Genomic DNA, 21724 nt, shown 5'->3' with positions numbered 1-21724 from the left:
TTTCGGGTCGCCGGTCCGCGGGCCGACCGGGGCGGGTGGTTGCTACTACCACGGACCACACCCTAATCAGCCGTCGCGGACCGCGGCAAAGCGCCCCGGGCGGCGACCGGCGCCCGCCGCCGCTTCCGGCCACCCCCTTGGTGGTACAAGATTGAACATCAGGTGCCAAAACCGGCAGCCGCGTTCTGCCGGTCGGATGCCGCCGGGTCGGATGCGGATGGCGTCGCGGCAGGCCCGGGTGCCGCTCGGTCAGTTCCAGCCTCCGGTCGGATCCGGCCTCCGGTCAGATCCAGCCTTCCAGCGATTTCATGAAGCCGTCGAAGTCGTCCCGGTGGATGGTGTGCCCGGCGCCCTCGACCGTACGGACCTCGAAGCCGCGCTCCGCCACCCGCTCCTTGTCCGCCTCCGTGAACAGGAATCCCTCCCCGGCCACCTGCACCAGGGACGGCACCACCGGCCGCTCCGGTATGCGCTCCTTGAGGTCACCGCCGGACAGAGCCAGCGCCGTGTCCGAGTCCCACGCCTCGATCGTCGCCATCTCGATCTCCACGTCGGCCTCCTCCCAGCGCGGATTGAAGCCCCGGATCATCTGACGGGTGGCGCGCTTGAACTCGACAAACAGTGCGGGGTCCATCGGACGCTCGGTGTTGCCCAGGGTCCAGGCCGGGTCCGAGTAGACGGCGCGCCGCGGGCGCAGCCGCTCGGCCGCCAGTGACAGCGCCATCGCGCCGAGCGAGTGCCCGAGGGCCACCTCCACGCCCGCTGGCAGGGTCTCCACCAGGTCGTCGGCGAACAGCTCGTCGCTGTACGGGCCACGCGGGCTGGCGCCGTGGCCGCGCAGGTCGACGGCGATGACGCGGTAGCCGCGCCCGGCCAGCGCGGGCCCCACCCGGCGCCAGGTCCGGTGGTCCGACATGATGCCGTGGACCAGCACCGCGACCCGGTCGCCGGTACCCCACTCCTGGGTGTGCAGCTGCATGGAGAAGCCTTTCCGTTCCGTTCCGCGCCACGGTCGGGCGACGCGCCGGACCCTATTCTCACCTCATGAGCCATCCGCCTTTCGTGCCTGCCGACTTCGTCGTCCCCCGCGGACTGACCACCGACCGCTTCCGGCTGGAACCGCTCGCCCCGGACCACAACACCGCCGACCACGCCGCCTGGACCACCAGCATCACGCACATCAGGGCGACTCCCGGGTACACCGGCCGCGGCTGGCCGCCCGAGGCCGGGATGACACCCGAGGAGAACCTCGGCGACCTGCGGCGGCACGCCCGGGACTTCGAGCGGCGCACGGGTTTCACGTACTCCGTCATCGGGATACCGGACGGTGAGGTGATCGGGTGCGTGTACATCTATCCCGTACGGGACGAACACGGAGCTACCAGTACGGAACCAGGCGAGACGGCGCCCGGGGCTCCGGACCGAGCCCCGGGTCCGGGTCCGGCCCCGGACGCGACGGTCCGCTCCTGGGTACGGGCCGACCGCGCCGACCTGGACCGGCCCCTGTACGAAGCGGTACGGGACTGGCTGGCCGCGGACTGGCCGTTCAGGACGGTCGCCTACGCGGCCCGCTGACCGGCGTTCCGCGCCCGTGAGGCCCGTGATCTCCCCCTTGTGCCGTCCGGCTCACAGCTAGTCGGTCTCGGGCGTGGCCGCGGCCAGGGCACGTGCCGCCCCCGTACGGACCGGAACGCCGTGCGGCACGCACAGCGTGTCCACGCCGGGCAGCGCGGCCAGCCGCCGGAAGGATGCGACGGCCGCCGCCCGGTCGACGTTGAACGGGCCGAGGACGACCCGGCCGTCCGGTCCCGTTCCCATGAGGTCGCCGGTGAACAGCACACCGGCGGCAGGCAGGTGCAGCGCCGTACTGCCCGGCGTGTGGCCCGGGACGTGGAGCACGTGGGCGGGCTCGGGCCAGCCGTCGAGGATGTCGCCGTCGTGCAGTTCGACGTCCACCTGTACATGCTTCAGCGGCGGCGTGCCCGCCTCCGCCATGCCGGCCAGAACCCGTTCGAGCAGCGGCACCTCGGTGGCGGTGAGCGTCGCCGGCGGCTCGGGCGCGCTGCCGGAGACGGCCGGGACGTCCGCCGCGCCCGCCAGGACGCGGGCGCCGGTGGCGGCCACCAGGTCGGCGGCCGACCCCATGTGGTCGATGTGGGAATGGGTCAGCACGATCTGCCGCAGCGCGTCCGGCGTTCCGGCGAGACGGGTCACCGCCTCCAGGACCACGGGAGCCGAGCCCGGAACGCCGGTGTCGACGGCCGCGAAACCGCCGTCGGACAGCCGCACGAGGTGGACATGGCCCACCGGGAACGGCAGTTGCCAGACGTCGGGGACGATCGGGACAGGGCCGGCAGAAACACGACCGGCATCGGGAGAAGCAGTCATGGTCCGGACGCTAGCGGGCGGTCTTCACCCAGCCACCCGCTTTGCGCCCTGGGCGGATTGAGCGGACGGCGAACCCCGCCGCCGCCCACAGAGCTACCCCTGCTCCCGAAAGGCCGGCAGCGCGAAGACCCGCTCCTTGGCCGGCTCGTCCATGATCTCCACCAGGGGCAGCACCGCGTCCCACAGGTCCTGCTTCCCGACCTCCAGCACCATCGCGTCCAGCTCCGCGTCCGGCAGTGCCCCCGCCGTGTCCGCCACCGCCTTGCGCGACTCCGGCGGCAACTCCGCGACCAGCGGCAGGAACTCCGCCCACAGGCCGGTCGCGACGACCGCCCGGACGACCGCGCCGAGCACCTGGGCGTCGCGCAGCGACGGCAGGGCGGCGACCGCCCGCCGGTCCTCCTCGGACAGCAGGGCCACCAGCGGCAGCAGCGACTCCCACAGCCCCTGCTCGTGCGCGGTACGGACGAGCCCGTCCAGCCGTACGGGGTCCTGGCGGGCGGCGAGGGCGGCCACCCGCGCGCGCCGCTCCGGACCGGCCAGCCCGGCCACGGCCAGCGCCTCGGGCCACAGCCCGTTGCCGGCCGCGGCCACCACCGAGGCCAGCCGCTCCTCCCCCATCAGTTCCAGGATGGCGTCCAGGCGTTCCGGCAGGTCGATGAAGAACCCGACGCGCAGCACCACCTCGTCGTCGATGAGCTGGAGGATCCGCTCCAGGGCCCGGTCGCGCAGGTGGCCGACGAAGCGTCCCATCGTCAGGTGGTCGCCGCGTTCGGCGAGGGCGACGGCGATACGGACCACGAGGTCCTCGTCCAGCCGGTCGACGATCCCGGCGATCCGGCGGGGGTCCAGATGGCCGCAGGACTCGGCGGTGAAGGCGACCGGCAGCTTCTCGATGATGTCGGCGGCGCGGCCGGGGTCCAGCCGCCCGGCCACGGAGGCGGCCAGCCGCGGCCCGAGCGCCTTCTGCGAGATCGCGGCGGCGACACCGGCCGGTACGAGCTTGGTGGCGGCGGCGATCCGGTCGAGCATGTCCGGTACGTCGTCGAAGAGCGTGTCGACGGTACGGGCGCGGAGCTGCCGTACGTCCTCGGCAGGCAGGCCGTGCAGGAACTCCAGCTGTTCCGGCAGGACATCGAGCAGCTGGGCGATCTTCTGTGCCTCGGCGCGATTGCTGAGCGTGTCCATGGGGACCACCGTCCGGTCGGCTGGGTCAGCGGAACAGGATGCGGCGCACGGGGCCGCGGGCGAGGGCGGGCACCAGCTTCAGGGCCTCTTCGGCCGCGTCGTTGAGGCCGGCCGCGCGGCTCTCCTTACGGGCGCGCAACGCGCGCGTCAGCACGCCGAGGTCTTCGGGTGCAACAGCAGCGAGGCCGGGCGGCGCCGGGGCGCCGAGTGCTTCGGCCAGGGCCCGGAACGCGTCACTGTCCCCGCCCGCGCCGGTCCGTGCGTCGGTGCTCGAACCTGTACCCACCAGTCCTCCCGGGGTGCGGCTACGACGGCTGCCCAGCAGCGTCGTTCCCGGCTGACTTTTAGTCAATAGCGCGGACACGACGGACCGCGCCGCTCCCCGGGACGTCGCCCCCTTCGAGCGCACTCCACGGCCTAGGCTCGCCGGTATGAGCCCTTCCATCGCCACCAACACCCGCGTGGACCTCGACGGCCTGCTGGAGTTCGTACGTCCCCGGCACCGGGCGGTCCTGCTCACCCGGCGCTCCGACGGCACGCCCCAGGCATCGCCGCTGACCTGCGGCGTCGACGACTCCGGGCGGCTGGTGATGGCGACGTACCCGGAGCGCGCCAAGGTCCGCAACGCCCGCCGGGCGCCGTCGGTGAGCGTGCTCGTGCTGTCCGACGAGTGGAACGGTCCCTGGGTGCAGGTCGACGGCGAGGCGGAGGTCCTGGACGCGCCGGACTCGGTCGAGCCGCTGGTCGAGTACTACCGCAACGTCGCGGGCGAGCACCCGGACTGGCACGAGTACCGCGCCGCGATGATCACGCAGGGCAAGTCGCTGATCCGGGTGACGCCACTGCGGTGGGGGCCGATCGCCACGGGCGGCTTCCCGCCCCGGCTCGCCGAAGAGGAGGACCGGACCGGGGAGGGCCGGCCCGAGGGAGACCGAGCCGGGGAGAGCCGGCCCGAGGGAGACCGACCCGGGGAGAGTCGGCCCGAGGGAGACCGACCCGGGGAGGGCCGTCCCGAGGAGTCGGACTAGCCCCCACGGGCCGCCCCCTCCTTGCCCTCTCGCCCTCTCCCCTCGGCCTCTCCCGGAGAGGCCTTCTCCCCTTCTCCCCCGGCCTCTCCCCCTCGCCCCGTCCGCCCCGGCAGCCCCCGCGACCGCCCCTCACCGCGTCCTGTACGCGCCCCCGTTGACGTTGAGTACCTGCCCCGTGATGTGCCGCGCCCCCTCGGACGCCAGGAACGCGACCGCCGCCGCGACGTCCCCCGGCCGCCCGGCCCGCCCCGTGGCGGTGGCGTCCACCAGCCAGGTACGCCGCTCGTCGGCGAGCCGGTCCCGGAAGAACTCGGTGTCCTCGATGTAGCCGGGCGAGACGACGTTGGCGGTGATGCCGCGCGGGCCGAGCTCCTTCGCCAGGTCGAGGTTCCAGGTGGTGAGTCCGGCCTTGGCCGCTCCGTACGCGCCGGAGCCCGAGCCCTGGTCGGCGGCGATCGAGCCGATGTGCACGACGGCGCCACCCTCGGCGAGCCGGCCCTCCACGGCCTTGGTGGTGAGGGCCGCGGTGAGCAGGTTCGCGTCGAGGTTGGCGCGGAAGGCCCGTGCGTACGAGGCCAGGTCGTCGCCCGGCGCGTCGTCGAAGTCGGTGTTGCCGCCGGCGTTGTTGACCAGGACGTCGATCCGCTCGGGCAGCTCGTCCAGGAGGCGGGCCAGCGCGGCGGGATCGGTGTGGTCGCAGACGACCGCGCGGGCGCCGGTCTCCTCGGCGGCCTTCTCCAGGGGCGCGGGACGGCGGCCGGTGACGGTGACCGCGTCGCCCTGGGCGGCGAAGTGGCGGGCGACGGCCAGGCCGATGCCGGTGGCGCCGCCGGTGACCAGGATGGTGCGTGACATAAGGTAGCTCCCGACGTCATACGTTCAGACCTAAATTTAGGCCTGAATTTAGGTCTGAACATAACACTCGCAGGAGGGCCCATGGCAAGCGCGGACGCCCCGTATCCCGTCCAGGAGATCGCCGACGCCTGGGAACGCGAGCGCCCCGGCATGCCCGTCTCGTCCATCGGGATCGTCACGCCCCTGTGGCAGCTGGCCAAGCTGCTGGGCGACGACCGGCGCCGGGTACTGGCCCGCGCCGGCGTGGACACCGCCACCCTCGACCTGCTGAGCGTGCTGCGCCGCGCCGGCACCCCGTACACCCTCAGCACCCGCGAACTCGCGGCCCGCTCCATGGTGACGGCCGGCGCGATCTCCCAGCGCGTGGCCCGCGCCGAGCGCGAGGGCCTGGTCGTCCGCCGCCCGGGCGAGGGCCGCCCCCGCACGGTGTGGGTCGAGCTGACCCCGGCCGGACACACTCTCGTGGAAGAGACCGTGGACCGGGTGCTGCACCGTGAGACGGAGCTGGTCAGCGGCCTGAAGCCGGACCAGCAGGAGCAGCTGGCCGACCTGCTGAAGTTGCTGCTCCAGGACGTCCAGACGCGCCTGGGCGACGACCGGATCACACAGGTCGGGGAATAGCGCCCACCCCGGCCCCGGCCCCTGCCCGCCCTCCACGCGGGCAGCCGCACGTCTCCCCCGGCGGCCGGTACGCGACCCCTGTGGCGTTATTTTCACCATTGACACAGAAACGTTCGTGCTGGATGCTCCTGCGGCGTGAATTGCACTGATCCGACGGGTCGGTGCGCAACCGGACCCTACGCCCGGTCAACGACTGAATTCCCCGCGCAACGACTGGCAGCACCCTGCCGCCATGCCTCCTTTCCACGCCCTGTCGGTGAACACGAGCAGAAAGACGAAGGAACACTTTGCGCCATCGAATACGCACCCTGGATTCCACCCGGCGGCGTTTCGCCGCCGTGCCGGTGCTCACCGCCGCCCTTTCCTCGCTCCTCGCGGCCGCGGCCCCGGCGACGGCCGCCGCGGCGACCCCGGCGGAGCCGGGGGCCCCGGAGGTGACCTGCACGTCTGCCAAGAACGGGCTCGCCGACCGGCTCTCGAAGGATCTCGGCCAGGTGCTGAGTTCACACCCTTCCGGCCATACCTCGTTCGCCCTGTACGACCGCACGAGCGACACCCGGTGCGCGTACGACGCGGACCGGCAGTACGACTCGGCGAGTGTCGTGAAGGTCGTGGTGCTGGGCACCCTCTTGCGGCAGGCCCAGGATGAACAGCGCGCTCTGACCGCGGACGAGAAAAAGCTCGCGGAAAAAATGATTACGCGGTCGGACAACGACGCCACGACCACGCTGTGGAAGCGGGCCGGCCTCGGGCGGATAAACAGCTTCCTGCGGCTCGCCGGAATGCACAACACCGTTCCGGACACGGAAGGGTACTGGGGCCTGGCCCAGATCAACGCCGCCGATCAGCTCACCCTGATGCGGCTCCTCACCTCCGAGAACTCCGTGCTCGGCGGCGCCTCCCGCGCCTACGCCCTGGACCTCATGGGCCGGGTGGTGCCCGAGCAGCGCTGGGGCGTGCCGGCCGGCGCACCGGCCGGGGCGAAGGTGCACGTCAAGAACGGCTGGCTGCAACGGAGCAGCGGCGGCTGGCGGGTGCACAGCGTCGGCGCGGTCACCGGTGGAGGACATGACTACGGGCTCGTCGTCCTGACCGCGGACCACCCGAACATGGACGCCGGTGTCCGAACGATCGAAGACCTCGCCCGCACCCTGCACCAGGACCTCGACGGGACGGCGCGTCCGGTCCGGGAAGCCCGTGCCGCCAGGGCTCTCCCCGACACGTCGGACGGCTCACTGGTGCCCGAAACCGGACGCTGAATCCGGCACGTATGAGCTGAATCCGGCACGTATGGATCGCGGCGCCTGCCCTCCGGTCGGGGAGGGAGGCAGGCGCCGCGGGTGTTCCGCACGTCGTTGTACGGGACATCTGTGAGCCGGGGCCGCTACACGGTCAGTGCGCGGTCCGTCGGCTTGACGGGGGCGGGCAGCGCACTGGCGCCCGCCAGGAAGCGGTCCACACCGCGGGCGGCGGAGCGGCCCTCGGCGATGGCCCACACGATCAGCGACTGGCCGCGGCCCGCGTCACCCGCAACGTACACGCCAGGGACGTTGGTCGCGAAGTCGGCATCGCGGGCGATGTTGCCGCGTGCGTCCAGCTCCAGTCCGAACTGTGAGACGAGGCCGTTGTCCTGGTCGGTGCCGGTGAAGCCCATGGCCAGGGTGACCAGCTGCGCGGGGATCCGGCGCTCGGTGCCCGGCTTCGTCTCGGGACGGCCGTCCTTGAACTCCACCTCGGCCAGGTGCAGCCACTGGACGTTGCCGTCCTCGTCGCCCTCGAAGTGGGTGGTGGAGACGGAGTACAGCCGCTCGCCGCCCTCCTCGTGCGCGGAGGTGACCTTGTAGAGCATCGGGAAGGTCGGCCAGGGCTGGTCCGGGTTCCGCTCGTCGCCCGGCTTGCCCATGATCTCCAGCTGGGTGACCGAGGCCGCGCCCTGGCGGTGCGCCGTGCCGACGCAGTCCGCGCCGGTGTCGCCGCCGCCGATGACCACGACGTGCTTGCCCTCGGCAGTGATCGGGGAGACGGTCAGGTCGCCCTCCTGCACCTTGTTGGCGAGCGGCAGGTACTCCATCGCGAAGTGGACACCGTTCAGCTCGCGCCCGGGGACCTTCAGGTCGCGGGAGGTGGTGGCACCGGCGGCGATCACGACGGCGTCGTAGCGCTTGCGCAGCTTGGCGGCGTCGATGTCCCGGCCGATCTCCACCTCCGTACGGAACTTGGTGCCTTCCGCCCGCATCTGTTCGATACGGCGGTTGATGTGGCGCTTCTCCATCTTGAACTCGGGGATGCCGTAGCGGAGGAGCCCGCCGATACGGTCTGCGCGCTCGTAGACGGCGACGGTGTGGCCCGCCCGGGTGAGCTGCTGGGCGGCGGCCAGGCCGGCCGGGCCCGAGCCGATGACGGCGACGGTCTTGCCGGACAGCCGCTCCGGCGGCTGCGGGGTGACGTCCCCGCTGTCCCACGCCTTGTCGATGATGGTGACCTCGACGTTCTTGATGGTCACCGGCGGCTGGTTGATGCCCAGCACACACGCCGACTCGCAGGGGGCCGGGCACAGGCGACCGGTGAACTCCGGGAAGTTGTTGGTCGCGTGCAGCCGCTCGCTGGCGGCCGTCCAGTCCTCGCGGTAGGCGTAGTCGTTCCACTCGGGGATGAGGTTTCCGAGCGGACAGCCGTTGTGGCAGAAGGGAATGCCGCAGTCCATGCAGCGCCCGGCCTGCTTGCTGATGATCGGCAGCAGCGAACCGGGGACGTAGACCTCGTTCCAGTCCCGGACGCGCTCCTCGACGGGGCGGGTCTTCGCGACCTCGCGGCCGGTGGTCAGGAAACCCTTGGGGTCAGCCATTGATCGCCGCCTCCATCATCTTCTCGTGGGTCTCGGACTCGGAGAGCCCGGCTCGCTCGGCGGCGTCCTTGGCGGCGAGCACTGCCTGGTAGGTGGCCGGAATGACCTTGCTGAAGCGGGGCAGCGCGGCGTCCCAGTCGGCCAGCAGCTTCGCGGCGACGGTGGAGCCGGTCTCCTCCTGGTGGCGGCGCACGACGTCGTGCAGCCACTGCCGGTCGGTGGCGTCCAGCTCGGTGGAGACGGCCGCGGACAGCTCACGGTTGACGTTGGCCGGGTCCAGGTCGATGACGTACGCGATGCCGCCGGACATACCGGCCGCGAAGTTGCGCCCGGTCTCGCCCAGGACGACGGCGTGGCCGCCGGTCATGTACTCGCAGCCGTGGTCGCCGACGCCCTCGGACACCACCGTGGCGCCGGAGTTGCGGACGCAGAACCGCTCGCCGACGCGGCCGCGCAGGAACAGTTCGCCGCCGGTGGCGCCGTAGGCGAGGGTGTTGCCCGCGATGGTCGAGTACTCGGCCAGGTGGTCGGCGCCGCGGTCCGGGCGGACCACGATCCGGCCGCCCGACAGGCCCTTGCCGACGTAGTCGTTGGCGTCGCCCTCCAGGCGCAGCGTGACGCCGGGCGGCAGGAACGCGCCGAAGGACTGGCCGGCCGAGCCGGTGAAGGTGATGTCGATCGTGTCGTCGGGCAGGCCCGCGCCGCCGAACTTCTTGGTCACCTCATGGCCGAGCATGGTGCCGACGGTCCGGTTGATGTTCCGGATCGCGACCTGCGCCCGTACGGGCTGCGCGGCCTCGGCGGTGTCCGCGGACAGCGCGTCGGCGGACAGCTTGATCAGCTCGTTGTCGAGCGCCTTCGCCAGGCCGTGGTCCTGGACGGTGACCTGGTGGCGTACGGCGCCCTCGGGCAGCTCGGGCACGTGCAGCAGCGGGGCCAGGTCCAGGCCCTGCGCCTTCCAGTGGTTGACGGCCTTGGACGTGTCCAGCAGGCCGGCGTGACCGACCGCCTCCTCCAGCGAGCGGAAGCCCAGCTCGGCGAGGATCTCGCGGACCTCCTCGGCGATGAACTGGAAGAAGTTGACGATGTACTCGGCCTTGCCGCTGAAGCGTTCGCGCAGCGTCGGGTTCTGGGTGGCGATGCCGACCGGGCAGGTGTCCAGGTGGCACACGCGCATCATGACGCAGCCGGAGACCACCAGCGGCGCGGTCGCGAAGCCGTACTCCTCGGCGCCCAGCAGGGCGGCGATGACCACGTCGCGGCCGGTCTTGAGCTGGCCGTCGGTCTGCACCACGATCCGGTCGCGCAGGCCGTTGAGCAGCAGCGTCTGCTGGGTCTCGGCCAGGCCCAGCTCCCAGGGGCCACCCGCGTGCTTCAGGGAGGTCAGCGGGGAGGCACCCGTACCGCCGTCGTGTCCGGAGATCAGGACGACATCCGCGTGCGCCTTGGAGACGCCCGCGGCGACGGTGCCAACGCCGACCTCGGAGACCAGCTTCACGTGGATGCGGGCCTGCGGGTTGGCGTTCTTCAGGTCGTGGATGAGCTGGGCGAGGTCTTCGATGGAGTAGATGTCGTGGTGCGGCGGCGGCGAGATCAGGCCCACGCCGGGCGTCGAGTGCCGCGTCTTGGCGACCCACGGGTAGACCTTGTGGCCGGGCAGCTGGCCGCCCTCGCCGGGCTTGGCGCCCTGCGCCATCTTGATCTGGATGTCGTCGGAGTTGACCAGGTATTCGCTGGTCACACCGAAGCGGCCGGAGGCGACCTGCTTGATCGAGGAGCGGCGCGCCGGGTCGTACAGGCGCTCCGGGTCCTCGCCGCCCTCACCGGTGTTGGACTTGCCGCCCAGCTGGTTCATGGCGATGGCGAGGGTCTCGTGCGCCTCCTGGGAGATGGAGCCGTACGACATCGCGCCGGTGGAGAAGCGCTTGACGATCTCGGAGGCGGGCTCGACCTCCTCCAGCGGCACCGCGGGCCGGTCGGACTTGAAGGAGAACAGGCCGCGCAGCGTCATCAGGCGCTCGGACTGCTCGTTCACCCGGTCCGTGTACTGCTTGAAGATGTCGTAGCGGCGCGAGCGGGTGGAGTGCTGGAGGCGGAAGACCGTGTCCGGGTCGAACAGGTGCGGCTCGCCCTCGCGGCGCCACTGGTACTCGCCGCCGATGTCCAGCGCGCGGTGGGTGGCGGCGATGCCGGTGGCCGGGTACGCCTTGGCGTGCCGGGCGGCGACCTCCTTGGCGATCACGTCGAGGCCGGCGCCGCCGATCTTCGTGGTGGTGCCGTGGAAGTACGCGTCCACGAAGGCCTGGTCCAGGCCGACGGCCTCGAAGACCTGCGCGCCCCGGTAGGAGGCGACGGTGGAGATGCCCATCTTGGACATCACCTTCAGGACGCCCTTGCCCAGCGCCTTGATCAGGTTCTTGATCGCGGGCTCGGGGTCGGTGTCCTTCGGCAGGAACGTACCGGCGCGGACCAGGTCCTCGACGGACTCCATCGCCAGGTACGGGTTGACGGCCGCGGCGCCGTACCCGATGAGCAGCGCGACGTGGTGCACCTCGCGCACGTCACCGGCCTCGACGAGCAGCCCGACCTGGGTGCGCTGCTTGGTGCCGATGAGGTGGTGGTGCACCGCGGCGGTGAGCAGCAGGGACGGGATCGGGGCGTGCTCGGCGTCCGAGTGCCGGTCGGAGAGCACGATCAGGCGGGCGCCGTCCTCGATGGCGGCGTCGGCCTCGGCGCAGATCCGGGCGATCCGGGCGGCCAGTGCCTCGCCACCGCCGGAGACCCGGTACAGACCGGACAGGGTGACGGCCTTCATGCCCGGCATGTCGCCGTCGGCGTTGATGTGGATGAGCTTGGCCAGCTCGTCGTTGTCGATCACCGGGAAGGGCAGCATGACGCTGCGGCAGGAGGCCGCGGTCGGCTCCAGCAGGTTGCCCTGCGGGCCGAGCGAGGAGATCAGCGAGGTGACCAGTTCCTCGCGGATGGCGTCCAGCGGCGGGTTGGTGACCTGCGCGAACAGCTGGGTGAAGTAGTCGAACAACAGCCGCGGGCGCTCGGAGAGGGCGGCGATCGGCGAGTCGGTGCCCATCGAGCCGATGGGCTCGGCACCGGCCTTGGCCATCGGCGCGAGGATGACGCGCAGTTCCTCCTCGGTGTAGCCGAAGGTCTGCTGACGGCGGGTGACCGAGGCGTGGGTGTGCACGATGTGCTCACGCTCGGGCAGGTCGGCCAGCTCGATCAGGCCCGCGTCCAACCATTCCTGGTACGGGTGCTCGGCGGCGAGCTGCGCCTTGATCTCGTCGTCCTCGATGATGCGGTGCTCGGCGGTGTCCACCAGGAACATCCGGCCGGGCTGCAGGCGGCCCTTGCGGACGACCCTGGACGGGTCGATGTCCAGGACGCCGACCTCGGAGGAGAGGACCACCAGGCCGTCGTCGGTGACCCAGTAGCGGCCGGGGCGCAGGCCGTTGCGGTCCAGGACCGCGCCGACCTGGGTGCCGTCGGTGAAGGTGACACAGGCCGGGCCGTCCCAGGGCTCCATCATCGTGGAGTGGTACGCGTAGAAGGCCCGTCGCGCGGGGTCCATCGAGGTGCTGTTCTCCCAGGCCTCCGGGACCATCATCAGCACCGAGTGCGGCAGCGAGCGGCCGCCGAGGTGCAGCAGCTCCAGGACCTCGTCGAAGGAGGCGGAGTCGGAGGCGTCCGGCGTGCAGACCGGGAAGAGGCGCTCCAGGTTCGTGCTGTCGCCGGTGGCGTCCGCGAAGAGCTTGCTGGCGAGCTGGGACTCGCGGGCGCGCATCCAGTTGCGGTTGCCCTGGACGGTGTTGATCTCACCGTTGTGGGCGACGAAGCGGTACGGGTGGGCCAGCGGCCAGCTCGGGAAGGTGTTCGTGGAGAAGCGGGAGTGCACCAGCGCGATCGCGGTGGCGAAGCGGCGGTCGGACAGGTCCGGGAAGAACGGCTCCAGCTGCCCGGTCGTCAGCATGCCCTTGTAGACGATGGTGCGGGCCGACAGCGAAGGGAAGTACACGCCCGCTTCGCGCTCGCAGCGCTTGCGCAGCACGAACGCCTTGCGGTCCAGGGCGAGGCCGGTGTCCTGGCCGTGCTTGTCGCCCACGCCGCGCTTGTCGGTGACGAAGAGCTGGGAGAAGGCGGGCATCGTGGCGCGGGCGCCGTTGCCGAGCAGCTGCGGGGCCACCGGGACGACCCGCCAGCCGAGGACGTCCAGACCCTCTTCGGACGCGATCGTCTCGATTCGTGAGACAGCGGCCGCGGCGTCCTCGGCCACGGACGGCAGGAAGGCGATGCCCACGGCGTACGCGCCGGCGTCGGGCAGGGCGAAGGTGACGCTCTCGCGCAGGAAGGCGTCCGGGACCTGGAGGAGGATGCCGGCACCGTCTCCGGAGTCGGGCTCGGAGCCGGTCGCGCCGCGGTGCTCCAGGTTGCGCAGGACGGTGAGGGCCTGTTCGACCAGTGCGTGGCTGGGCTCGCCGGTGAGGGTCGCCACGAAGCCGACGCCGCAGGCGTCGTGCTCGTTGCGGGGGTCGTACATTCCCTGCGGGGCGGGGCGCCCGTCCATGGGCGACCAGGCGGCGGCGCTGGCGCTGCCGGTGGTCGCGGAGTGCGTGGACGCGGAACGCATCGGCTCTCCCAACGTCGTCGTGGCAATGGGGGTCCCTCCCAGGCGCTCGGCTCTGGGGGGCAGTACCGAGGGACGACGTTGGCCCTCCGCGAAATTTCGTGCAGGTTACAGGATGGCTCGCTTCTCGAAAAGCGGATAGAGCCTTCCAGGATGCGGACACCACTCGTGGCGGTGGACCGAGGACGCGGGCGGACGGATCGGCCTCCACCGGCGTCGTGTGCGTCGTTTTCGAGCAGGCGACATTGCCCGCAACGCTTGGGCCTTATGCCCGGCCCCTCATCGAACGAAACCGTCTGGTAACGCTTTAGTTATACGGGGGTCCGCATAGTGCTGCACGAAGGGTCACCCTACGGCCGTACCGAACAATGTGCCCAGGACGTACGTCACACCCGCCGCCGCGCCGCCGAGGGCCAGCTGCCGCAGACCGCTGAACCACCAGGACCGTGCCGTCACCCGCGCCACGACGGCTCCGCACCCGAAGAGCCCCACCAGTGCCAGCAGCACCGCGGGCCACAGCTGGGAGGCGCCCAGCAGATAGGGCAGGACGGGCAGCAGGGCGCCCAGCGCGAAGGAACCGAAGGACGAGACGGCGGCGACCGTCGGCGAGGGCAGGTCGGACGGGTCGATGCCCAGCTCCTCGCGGGCATGGATCTCCAGCGCCTGCTCCGGGTCCTTCGACAGCTGCCTGGCCACCTCACGGGCCAGCTCCGGCTCCACACCGCGCGACTCGTACAGCGCGGCCAGCTCCTCCAGCTCGTCCTTGGGGTGCTTGCGCAGCTCCCGCCGCTCCACGTCCAGTTCGGCGAGGACCAGCTCCCGCTGGGAGGCCACCGAGGTGTACTCGCCGGCCGCCATGGAGAACGCGCCCGCGGCCAGCCCCGCGAGGCCGGTGATGATGATGGTCTGCTGGGAGACCGCGCCGCCGGCGACGCCGGTCATCAGGGCGAGGTTGGAGACCAGCCCGTCCATCGCGCCGAAGACGGCGGGGCGCAGCCAGCCGCCGTTCACGTCGCGGTGGGTGTGGTTGTCGCGGTGGGCTATGTGCGTGGGCGCCGAAGCGTCCATGACATCCATGACAGACATATGGGGACCCGTTCCCTTCTCGCGAGGTGTGGGCCGATGCCGGCGCTTCCCCCTCCAACTCCTCGAAGCTATGCGCCGCACGCCCCGTCGCGCTAGCAAGGAAGGCCGAACTTACTGCGCTGACCTGCGGGTTTGCGGGCGGGTCAGGTGGTGGTGAGGGGTGGATCACATCGCGAGGGACGGCGGGGCGGGGCGGGGTGCGGGAAACCGCAGACGATCCTGCGGAAAACCTCAATGCGGCCGGGAGGCCCGGCGCGGGATTCTGATCACAGGTTCACCGACGGTGGGCGAACTGCCGGTGTACGGACCGCACGTGTACGTACCGCATGTGTACGTACCGCATGTGTACGTACCGCCGGTGAACGGACTGCACGTGTACGGACTGCCGGTGTACGGACCGACGGCCCGTGAACTGACGACGCGCGAGGGGGCGGGACATGAACGGACGGCATCATCCGACTGCGGGAGCCGCGGAGCGAGAGCTGACGCGTGTCACGCCGGAGGTTCGCGACCGGCTCGTCGTCCGGTTCGGGGGGAAGGTGCGCGCCTGGTGCGAGTCCCTGCCGGATCTCGTGGGCGCCCTCACCGCCCGCTGGCGCCTGGACCTTGTCGAGGCGAACGGCGGCGGCACCTCGCGGGTGTTCCGCTGCCGGCGCCAGGACACCGGCACCTCGGCATGGCTGAAGCTCACACCGGAGCCCGCCATCGCCCGCGAGGAGGCCGAAGCCCTGTCCGCCTGGGCAGGGACCCCGTCGGTCGTCCCACTGCTGGCGCACGACCTCCCGGCCGGCGCCCTGTTGCTGGAGGACGTGAAGCCGGGTGTGCCGGTGAGGCAACTGGACTGGCGCCTACCCGAGGTCGCGGCCCTGCTGCGGGACCTGCGGGCCCCCGCTCCCACACCGGAGGAATCCTCGGCGGTGCAACCCCTGGCGCACCGGGTCGACTCCCTGTTCCACCTGACGGGCCGCAGACTGGCAGCGTCCGGCGTCAGCGGCCCACTCGATCCGGTGGTGCTCGGCCGGGCGCGGGCAGCGGCCCTGGATCTCGCCACCAGCGGGCCCCGAGCCCTGGTGCACGGCGATCTTCACCCGGGCAACGTGCTGTCAGGGCCGGGCGCCCGCATGGTGGCCATCGATCCGCGGCCCGCGTGGGGCGATCCCGACTTCGACGCGGTGGACTGGGTGCTGGGCGGAGTCACGACGCCCGCCGCGCTGGAAGAGCGGGCCGAGGCACTGGCCGCGTCGGTGCCCGGCCAGTCCCCCGACCGCGTACTGGGCTGGTGCCGGGCCCTGGCCGCCCTCAACGCGGCCCTCGCGATCTGTGCGCGGCGGGACGACCCGGAGACGCGGTTCCTCATAGCCCTGGCCGGCGGCTGAACCACCCGAGACCGGCGCGGAGCAGGGCTTTTACGGCGGTAGCCACGTCAGCTGACACTGAGGTTCGAAGCTGACAACTCATCAGAGATAGAGTCGATCCGGACAATCGGGGGCGTATTCCAGCCGGGGACCAGGAAGAAGATTGCCATGTACAGGAGATTTACAGGATCGTCTTTTTTGTCAGGACGAGACGATCTGATGGCCGCGGTTCCGGGTCATTCAGATATTCGTTCGGCACGCTGCGATGTACGTCGGTCGCCGCGTGCCCTCCGGTTCGACATTCGAATTGAGGAGAACACATGCTGTCCAAGACGAAAAGGGTCGGGCGTTCCGTAGCCGTGGCGTGCGCCGCGGCTGCCATGTTCACCGTGGCCATGCCGACCGGCAACGCATTCGCCATCAACAAGGTCGAGTGCCGCGCCGGGGAGAACTTCCTGAAGATCTGGTCGCACAGCGGCAACAAGAACAGCGTGGACTGCTACGCCAACGGCGGGCGGATCGACTTCGGCAACTGGTGGGTCGACAGGATCTACACGGGCAACAACGACCTGATTTACTACGACGACAACGGCGATTCGGTGCGGGTCAACCGGTGGACCGACATTTCCTACCCCAACCGTCCGCCGAAGGTGAAGGCCATCGAAATCCTGTGACGGCAGCGCATGAAACCGGCCGGTACCGGGAATGGACATTTCCCCTGACTGCCCATTTCTGACACGGCCGCGTTCCGGGCGGGAAAATGAATTCCCGTGACGCGCGTACCGCCGGAAACGGCGGAGGCCGCCCCGGCCCCGCTGGGGTCCGGGCGGCCTCTGCCGGTCTTCGGCGGTGTGCCGCGCGGCGTGACGCCGGGCGCCACGACCGGCGTCAGGAGTCCTTGCCGCTCCGGCTCCCGGAGTCGGCGTCCTTCGTCAGTTTCGCGGGACTGCCGGCCGCGCTCCCCTTGCCGCTGCCCGCGGCCTTGGGCGCTCCCTCGGCCGTCTTGGGCGCCGCCTTGGTGGTCTCGGGTTCGGCCTTCGCCGCCTTGGCGCCGGCCTTCTTCGACTCGGTGCCGGTCTCCCCCGTCCCGGCGTCGTCCGCGGCCGCGTCCGGCGCGCCCGGCTCGACGGCCTCCTCACGGCCCGGGATCTTCTTCGCGGAGACCACGATGTAGACGACGGACACGACGAGACCGAGGAGTGCGGTCCAGACGTTCAGGCGCAGGCCCAGGATGTGGTGGGCCTCGTCGACCCGCATGTACTCGATCCAGGCGCGGCCGGCGCAGTAGGACGCCACGTACAGCGCGAACGCCCGTCCGTGGCCCAGCTTGAAGCGCTTGTCCGCCCAGATGACGAGCACCGCGACACCGATGCACCACAGCGACTCGTACAGGAACGTCGGGTGGTAGGTGCCGCCGACCCGGCCGATGGACGGGTCGTCGCTGATCTTCAGCGCCCATGGGAGGTCGGTGGCGCGGCCGTAGAGCTCCTGGTTGAACCAGTTGCCCCAGCGGCCGATCGCCTGGCCCAGGGCGAGGCCGGGCGCCAGCGCGTCCATGTAGGCGGGCAGCGGGATGCCACGCCGGCGGCAGCCGATCCAGGCGCCCACCGCGCCGAGCGCGACGGCGCCCCAGATCCCGAGGCCGCCCTCCCAGACCTTGAAGGCGTTGAGGGGGTGACCGCCCTCGCCGAAGTACGGCTCGTACGTCGTGATGACGTGGTAGAGGCGGCCGCCGACGAGCCCGAAGGGCACGGCCCACACGGCGATGTCCGCGACGGTCCCGGAGCGGCCACCGCGCTGGATCCAGCGCTTGTTGCCGAGCCAGACGCCGATGAAGACGCCGATGATGATGCAGAAGGCGTACCCGCGCAGCGGAATCGGGCCGAGGTGTACGACGCCCGTCGACGGGCTGGGAATGAATGCGAGGTCCATGGCAGGGACGACGCTACCGCGCCAGGTGGGCGCGGCGACAACCCACCCGGCTACGGCTGTGTAACGACCGGCACGGCGGGAGGTCGGTTACGTGCCCGCCCGGCGCCCGGAACACGGACAGCGCCGGCGCCCGCCCGGCACCGGCAGGTGCGCGGACACGGGTACGGAAGGCACCACGCCGAACCGCCGCCTCACGGTGCCGGTCAAGGGGCCGGAACCCGGCCCGCGCTCCCCCCTGTGTGCCCGGCGTCCGCCCCGGAACCGTGGCCCGTACCGGACCCCTGCCCGGCACCGGCACCCTGTCCCGTTCCGGCTCCTTGACCGGCACCGTGGCCCGTACCGGCCGAGGCGCCCGCCGAGTGTCCTGATCCGCTGCCCGCCGAGTGCCCGGCGCTGCTGCCCGCCGAGGCGCCGACCGTGCCGCCGCCGGGCTTCGCCCCGGACGCCTTGTCCCCCGCGGATCCGGAGGACCCAGCGGATCCGGAGGACCCAGCGGCCCCGGAGGACCCAGCGGACCCGGAGGACCCTGCGGCCCCGGAAGCCCCGCCCGCCTTCTTGTCCTTGGCGGCGTCCCGCACCTTCTGCTTGAGCCCGTCGGGGGTGAGGTTCTTCTCCTCCGCGAGGTTCTTGCCGTCCAGCAGGACCGTCGGGGTGCCCTGGTGGCCGGAGTTGGTGAAGGCGGAGTTGGACTTGTACACGAAGTCCATGTAGGTGCCCTTGTCGACACACTGCTCGAAGGTATCGCTGACCAGCCCGTTCACCTTGCCGGCCAGCTGGATCAGGTACTTCTTGTCGGCGAACCGGTCCTGTTGCTCCGGCGGCTGGTTCTCGTACAGCACGTCGTGGTACTCGCGGAAGCGGCCCGCGTCCTGGGCGCAGAGCGCGGCGTTGGCGGCGGTGGCCGATCCCTTGCCGCGCATGCTGCCGTCGATGATCGTCGCGAGGTGGTAGTCGGTCCTGAGCAGTCCGGCGTCCTCCAGCTCGTGGATGGCGCCGCGGAAGCCCTTCTCGAACTGAGCGCAGGCGGGGCAGCGGAAGTCCTCCCACACCGTGAGCGTGGACGGGGCCTCCTTCTTGCCGACCGGCACCGCGGGCTTGTCGCTGTCCTGGGTGCCCTTGGGCAGGGCCACCTTGCCGCTGCCGGAGTCGTCGTCCGAGGAGGAGGCGGCCCAGACGCCGACGCCGCCGGCGACGGCCAGCACCGCCACCACCGCCCCGGCGACCTTCAGCTGGCGGCCGCGCCGTTCGCGCGCCTTCTCCTTCGCGCGCTGGGCCTGCAGCCGCTCACGGGCGCTGCTCTTTTTGTCTTGATTGTTCTGGCTCACGCCCCTGAACAACGAAACGGAGGGGCGCCCTCGCACCCCTCCGCCGCGTTCTTCGTCCTAACGAGGGACAGCCTCGCCGGGCACCGGCCCGGACACGCGCCGGCGCCCACTCAGACGTACGACCGCATCAGCCGTCCGATCACAGCAGGCGACCGGCCACAGCAAGCCTCCGACCACAGCGGGCGAGCGACCAAGCAGGCGAGCGACCACAGCCGACACGCGACCGCACGCCGCCCGGAGTCACCCCCGCTTGCGTACGCCCGCCGCCAGGTCACCGGCCAGTGCGCGGACGCCCGCGAGGCCGGCCTCCAGGTCGTCCCCGGCCTCCAGCAGCCGCTTGACGAAGGCGGTCCCCACGATGACCCCGTCCGCGAACCGCGCGACCTCCGCGGCCTGTTCGGCGTTGGAGACGCCGAGGCCGACGCAGACCGGCAGGTCGGTGGTGGCCCGGGTGCGCTCGACCAGGCCCTGCGCCTCGCGGCCGACCGACTCACGGGTGCCGGTGACCCCCATCAGCGAGGCCGCGTACACGAAGCCGCTGCCCGCCTCGGTGATCTTCGCGAGGCGTTCGTCCCGGCTGCTCGGCGCGACCACGAACACGGTGGCCAGGCCGTGCTGTTCGGCCGCCGCGCGCCACACCCCGGACTCCTCGACCGGCAGGTCGGGCAGGATGCAGCCGGCCCCGCCCGCCGCGGCCAGGTCGGCGGCGAAGCGCTCGACGCCGTACGCGTCCACCGGGTTCCAGTACGTCATGCACAGCACCGGCGCGCCGGTCGCCGCGTGGGCCTCGCCGACCGTGCGGATGACGTCCTTGATCTTGACGCCGCCGCGCAGCGCGATGTCGTCGGCGGTCTGGATGACCGGGCCGTCCAGGACCGGGTCGCTGTGCGGCAGCCCGACCTCGACGACGTCGCAGCCGCCCTCGATCATCGCGGTGACGGCCCGTACCCCGCCGTCCACGGTCGGGAAGCCGGCCGGCAGATAGCCGACCAGCGCGGCCCGGTTCTCCTCCTTGGCCGCGGCCAGGGTGCTGCTGAGCAGCCCGACGTTGCCCGCCATCACTTGCTCCCCTCGTCGTGCGCGCCGAGCGCGGTGTCCGTGGCGTCGGTGTCGTCGGCCTCCACCGTGTCGTCGGCGGGCGACCCGTACAGCCCGAAGTAGCGGGCCGCGGTGTCCATGTCCTTGTCGCCGCGCCCGGACAGGTTGACCAGGATCAGCCCGTCCGTGCCCAGGTCCCGGCCGATCTCCAGGGCGCCCGCCAGTGCGTGGGCGCTCTCGATGGCCGGGATGATGCCCTCGGTCTGCGACAGCAGCCGCAGGGCCTGCATGGCCGCGTCGTCGGTGACGGCGCGATATTCGCCGCGGCCGGAGTCCTTGAGGTAGGAGTGCTCCGGGCCGATGCCCGGGTAGTCCAGTCCGGCGGAGATCGAGTACGGCTCGGTGATCTGTCCGTCCTCGTCCTGGAGGACGTAGGAGCGGGAGCCGTGCAGGATGCCGGGGGTGCCCTCGGTGAGGGTGGCGGCGTGTTCACCGGTCGCCACGCCGTGGCCGCCGGGTTCGCAGCCGACGAGCCGTACGGAGGCGTCCTGAAGGAACGCGTGGAACAGGCCGATGGCGTTGGAGCCGCCGCCGACACAGGCCACCGCGGCGTCCGGGAGGCGCCCGGCACGCTCCAGGATCTGGCGGCGGGCCTCGACGCCGATGACCCGGTGGAAGTCGCGGACCAGGGCCGGGAAGGGGTGCGGTCCGGCGACCGTGCCGAAGAGGTAGTGGGTGCGGTCGACGTTGGCGACCCAGTCCCGGAACGCCTCGTTGATGGCGTCCTTGAGGGTGCGGCTGCCGGACTTCACGGCGATGACCTCGGCGCCGAGCATCCGCATCCGGGCGACGTTCAGGGCCTGCCGTTCGGTGTCGATCTCGCCCATGTAGATGGTGCATTCGAGGCCGAAGAGGGCGCAGGCGGTGGCGGTGGCCACGCCGTGCTGGCCCGCGCCGGTCTCGGCGATGACGCGGGTCTTGCCCATGCGCCGGGTGAGCAGCGCCTGGCCCAGCACGTTGTTGATCTTGTGCGAGCCGGTGTGGTTCAGGTCCTCGCGCTTGAGGAAGATCCGGGCGCCGCCGGCGTGCTCGGCGAACCGCGGCACCTCGGTCAGGGCGCTGGGCCGCCCGGTGTAGTTGACCATCAGGTCGTTCAGCTCGGCGGCGAAGGCCGGGTCCGCCTTGGCCTTCTCGTACTCGGCGGCCACCTCGTCCACCGCGGCGACCAGCGCCTCGGGGATGAACTTGCCGCCGAAGTCGCCGAAATAGCCTCGGGCGTTCGGGACCTGACCCTCCGGGTCCGGGATGAAGAAGTCAGAAGACATCCGACGTACTCCTTGAACGGGGCGACTGCCCCGGAAGTCTGGATCTACGGGCATCACGGTGTGCGGTGCGCCCCGCGCCCGACGCGCCCCTCGCACGGC

17 protein-coding genes and 1 pseudogene are annotated in these 21724 nt (G+C 71.4%); 6 read left to right on the top strand and 12 right to left on the bottom strand.

Annotation, left to right across the window (positions count from 1 at the left end; all coding sequences use genetic code 11):
* Positions 1-283 precede the first annotated feature (283 nt).
* Positions 284-979: an alpha/beta fold hydrolase gene (locus JXZ78_RS32700; RefSeq protein WP_030020956.1), complete on the bottom strand. Its 696-nt coding sequence runs from the start codon at positions 977-979 to the stop codon at positions 284-286.
* Positions 980-1044: 65 nt separating this feature from the next.
* Here JXZ78_RS32700 and JXZ78_RS32695 point away from each other — a divergent pair, with 65 nt between their 5' ends.
* On the top strand, positions 1045-1575 hold the full coding sequence (locus JXZ78_RS32695; protein ID WP_030020955.1) for a GNAT family N-acetyltransferase: 531 nt from the start codon (positions 1045-1047) through the stop codon (positions 1573-1575).
* 57 nt (positions 1576-1632) lie between these two features.
* Here JXZ78_RS32695 and JXZ78_RS32690 read toward each other — a convergent pair whose 3' ends face one another.
* The 3 genes from JXZ78_RS32690 to JXZ78_RS32680 all read right to left on the bottom strand — a co-directional run bounded on the left by JXZ78_RS32690 (position 1633) and on the right by JXZ78_RS32680 (position 3862).
* Positions 1633-2388: an MBL fold metallo-hydrolase gene (locus JXZ78_RS32690; protein ID WP_050502594.1), complete on the bottom strand. Its 756-nt coding sequence runs from the start codon at positions 2386-2388 to the stop codon at positions 1633-1635.
* Between the two features lie 93 nt (positions 2389-2481).
* Positions 2482-3576, bottom strand: a complete 1095-nt coding sequence (locus JXZ78_RS32685) for a hypothetical protein (protein ID WP_030020953.1) — start codon at positions 3574-3576, stop codon at positions 2482-2484.
* Between the two features lie 25 nt (positions 3577-3601).
* Complete coding sequence (locus JXZ78_RS32680; RefSeq protein WP_238783518.1) at positions 3602-3862, bottom strand: hypothetical protein; 261 nt, start codon at positions 3860-3862, stop codon at positions 3602-3604.
* Between the two features lie 145 nt (positions 3863-4007).
* Here JXZ78_RS32680 and JXZ78_RS32675 point away from each other — a divergent pair.
* Positions 4008-4472 (top strand): annotated as a pseudogene (locus JXZ78_RS32675) (PPOX class F420-dependent oxidoreductase); the annotation flags it as partial.
* A 261-nt stretch (positions 4473-4733) separates the two neighbouring features.
* On the opposite strand, the gene JXZ78_RS32670 reads toward JXZ78_RS32675, so the two are convergent.
* Complete coding sequence (locus JXZ78_RS32670; RefSeq protein WP_030020950.1) at positions 4734-5459, bottom strand: SDR family NAD(P)-dependent oxidoreductase; 726 nt, start codon at positions 5457-5459, stop codon at positions 4734-4736.
* An 81-nt stretch (positions 5460-5540) separates the two neighbouring features.
* On the opposite strand from JXZ78_RS32670, the gene JXZ78_RS32665 reads away from it, so the two are divergent.
* Positions 5541-6080: a MarR family winged helix-turn-helix transcriptional regulator gene (locus tag JXZ78_RS32665; protein ID WP_030020949.1), complete on the top strand. Its 540-nt coding sequence runs from the start codon at positions 5541-5543 to the stop codon at positions 6078-6080.
* Between the two features lie 287 nt (positions 6081-6367).
* Entirely contained in the window at positions 6368-7339 is a 972-nt protein-coding gene (locus JXZ78_RS32660) for a serine hydrolase (protein ID WP_238783517.1), read from the top strand.
* 125 nt (positions 7340-7464) lie between these two features.
* Here the strand turns inward: JXZ78_RS32660 and JXZ78_RS32655 are convergent, their stop codons facing one another.
* The 3 genes from JXZ78_RS32655 to JXZ78_RS32645 form a co-directional block, all read right to left on the bottom strand.
* Complete coding sequence (locus JXZ78_RS32655; protein ID WP_030020947.1) at positions 7465-8925, bottom strand: glutamate synthase subunit beta; 1461 nt, start codon at positions 8923-8925, stop codon at positions 7465-7467.
* Complete coding sequence (gltB, locus tag JXZ78_RS32650) at positions 8918-13567, bottom strand: glutamate synthase large subunit (RefSeq protein ID WP_050502593.1); 4650 nt, start codon at positions 13565-13567, stop codon at positions 8918-8920. The genes JXZ78_RS32655 and gltB overlap by 8 nt, the downstream gene beginning before the upstream one ends.
* A gap of 342 nt (positions 13568-13909) precedes the next feature.
* Positions 13910-14641 (bottom strand): VIT1/CCC1 transporter family protein, encoded by a 732-nt coding sequence (locus JXZ78_RS32645; RefSeq protein ID WP_030020945.1) that lies wholly within the window; start codon positions 14639-14641, stop codon positions 13910-13912.
* 446 nt (positions 14642-15087) lie between these two features.
* Here JXZ78_RS32645 and JXZ78_RS32640 point away from each other — a divergent pair, with 446 nt between their 5' ends.
* Entirely contained in the window at positions 15088-16026 is a 939-nt protein-coding gene (locus tag JXZ78_RS32640; RefSeq protein ID WP_078624342.1) for an aminoglycoside phosphotransferase family protein, read from the top strand.
* Positions 16027-16325: 299 nt separating this feature from the next.
* Complete coding sequence (locus JXZ78_RS32635; protein ID WP_030020943.1) at positions 16326-16679, top strand: beta/gamma crystallin domain-containing protein; 354 nt, start codon at positions 16326-16328, stop codon at positions 16677-16679.
* A gap of 214 nt (positions 16680-16893) precedes the next feature.
* Here the strand turns inward: JXZ78_RS32635 and lgt are convergent, their stop codons facing one another.
* From lgt to trpB, 4 genes are all read right to left on the bottom strand, one after another.
* On the bottom strand, positions 16894-17937 hold the full coding sequence (gene lgt, locus JXZ78_RS32630; protein WP_030020942.1) for a prolipoprotein diacylglyceryl transferase: 1044 nt from the start codon (positions 17935-17937) through the stop codon (positions 16894-16896).
* A gap of 203 nt (positions 17938-18140) precedes the next feature.
* Positions 18141-19262 carry a DsbA family protein gene (locus JXZ78_RS32620; protein ID WP_033038192.1) on the bottom strand — a complete coding sequence of 374 codons (1122 nt, stop codon included), beginning with the start codon at positions 19260-19262 and terminating at the stop codon, positions 18141-18143.
* A gap of 240 nt (positions 19263-19502) precedes the next feature.
* Positions 19503-20321 (bottom strand): tryptophan synthase subunit alpha, encoded by an 819-nt coding sequence (trpA, locus tag JXZ78_RS32615; RefSeq protein ID WP_030020940.1) that lies wholly within the window; start codon positions 20319-20321, stop codon positions 19503-19505.
* Positions 20321-21625, bottom strand: a complete 1305-nt coding sequence (gene trpB / locus JXZ78_RS32610) for a tryptophan synthase subunit beta (protein ID WP_030020939.1) — start codon at positions 21623-21625, stop codon at positions 20321-20323. The genes trpA and trpB overlap by 1 nt, the downstream gene beginning before the upstream one ends.
* Positions 21626-21724 lie beyond the last annotated feature (99 nt).

The sequence above is a fragment of the Streptomyces monomycini genome (genome assembly GCF_022271435.1).
Lineage (GTDB): Bacteria > Actinomycetota > Actinomycetes > Streptomycetales > Streptomycetaceae > Streptomyces > Streptomyces monomycini.
The sequence above is the reverse complement of the archived record's forward strand: the minus strand, read 5'-3'. Positions and strand labels throughout refer to the sequence as shown.

Bases quoted from the DNA above. Each gene is read 5' to 3' on its own strand.
- JXZ78_RS32700 (WP_030020956.1), bottom strand. From the start codon at position 979: ATGCAGCTGCACACCCAGGAGTGGGGTACCGGCGACCGGGTCGCGGTG.
- gltB (WP_050502593.1), bottom strand. From the start codon at position 13,567: ATGCGTTCCGCGTCCACGCACTCCGCGACCACCGGCAGCGCCAGCGCC.
- lgt (WP_030020942.1), bottom strand. From the start codon at position 17,937: ATGGACCTCGCATTCATTCCCAGCCCGTCGACGGGCGTCGTACACCTC.
- JXZ78_RS32690 (WP_050502594.1), bottom strand. From the start codon at position 2,388: ATGACTGCTTCTCCCGATGCCGGTCGTGTTTCTGCCGGCCCTGTCCCG.
- JXZ78_RS32695 (WP_030020955.1), top strand. From the start codon at position 1,045: ATGAGCCATCCGCCTTTCGTGCCTGCCGACTTCGTCGTCCCCCGCGGA.
- JXZ78_RS32685 (WP_030020953.1), bottom strand. From the start codon at position 3,576: ATGGACACGCTCAGCAATCGCGCCGAGGCACAGAAGATCGCCCAGCTG.
- JXZ78_RS32640 (WP_078624342.1), top strand. From the start codon at position 15,088: ATGAACGGACGGCATCATCCGACTGCGGGAGCCGCGGAGCGAGAGCTG.
- trpA (WP_030020940.1), bottom strand. From the start codon at position 20,321: ATGGCGGGCAACGTCGGGCTGCTCAGCAGCACCCTGGCCGCGGCCAAG.
- JXZ78_RS32645 (WP_030020945.1), bottom strand. From the start codon at position 14,641: ATGGATGTCATGGACGCTTCGGCGCCCACGCACATAGCCCACCGCGAC.
- JXZ78_RS32665 (WP_030020949.1), top strand. From the start codon at position 5,541: ATGGCAAGCGCGGACGCCCCGTATCCCGTCCAGGAGATCGCCGACGCC.
- JXZ78_RS32655 (WP_030020947.1), bottom strand. From the start codon at position 8,925: ATGGCTGACCCCAAGGGTTTCCTGACCACCGGCCGCGAGGTCGCGAAG.
- JXZ78_RS32635 (WP_030020943.1), top strand. From the start codon at position 16,326: ATGCTGTCCAAGACGAAAAGGGTCGGGCGTTCCGTAGCCGTGGCGTGC.
- trpB (WP_030020939.1), bottom strand. From the start codon at position 21,625: ATGTCTTCTGACTTCTTCATCCCGGACCCGGAGGGTCAGGTCCCGAAC.
- JXZ78_RS32670 (WP_030020950.1), bottom strand. From the start codon at position 5,459: ATGTCACGCACCATCCTGGTCACCGGCGGCGCCACCGGCATCGGCCTG.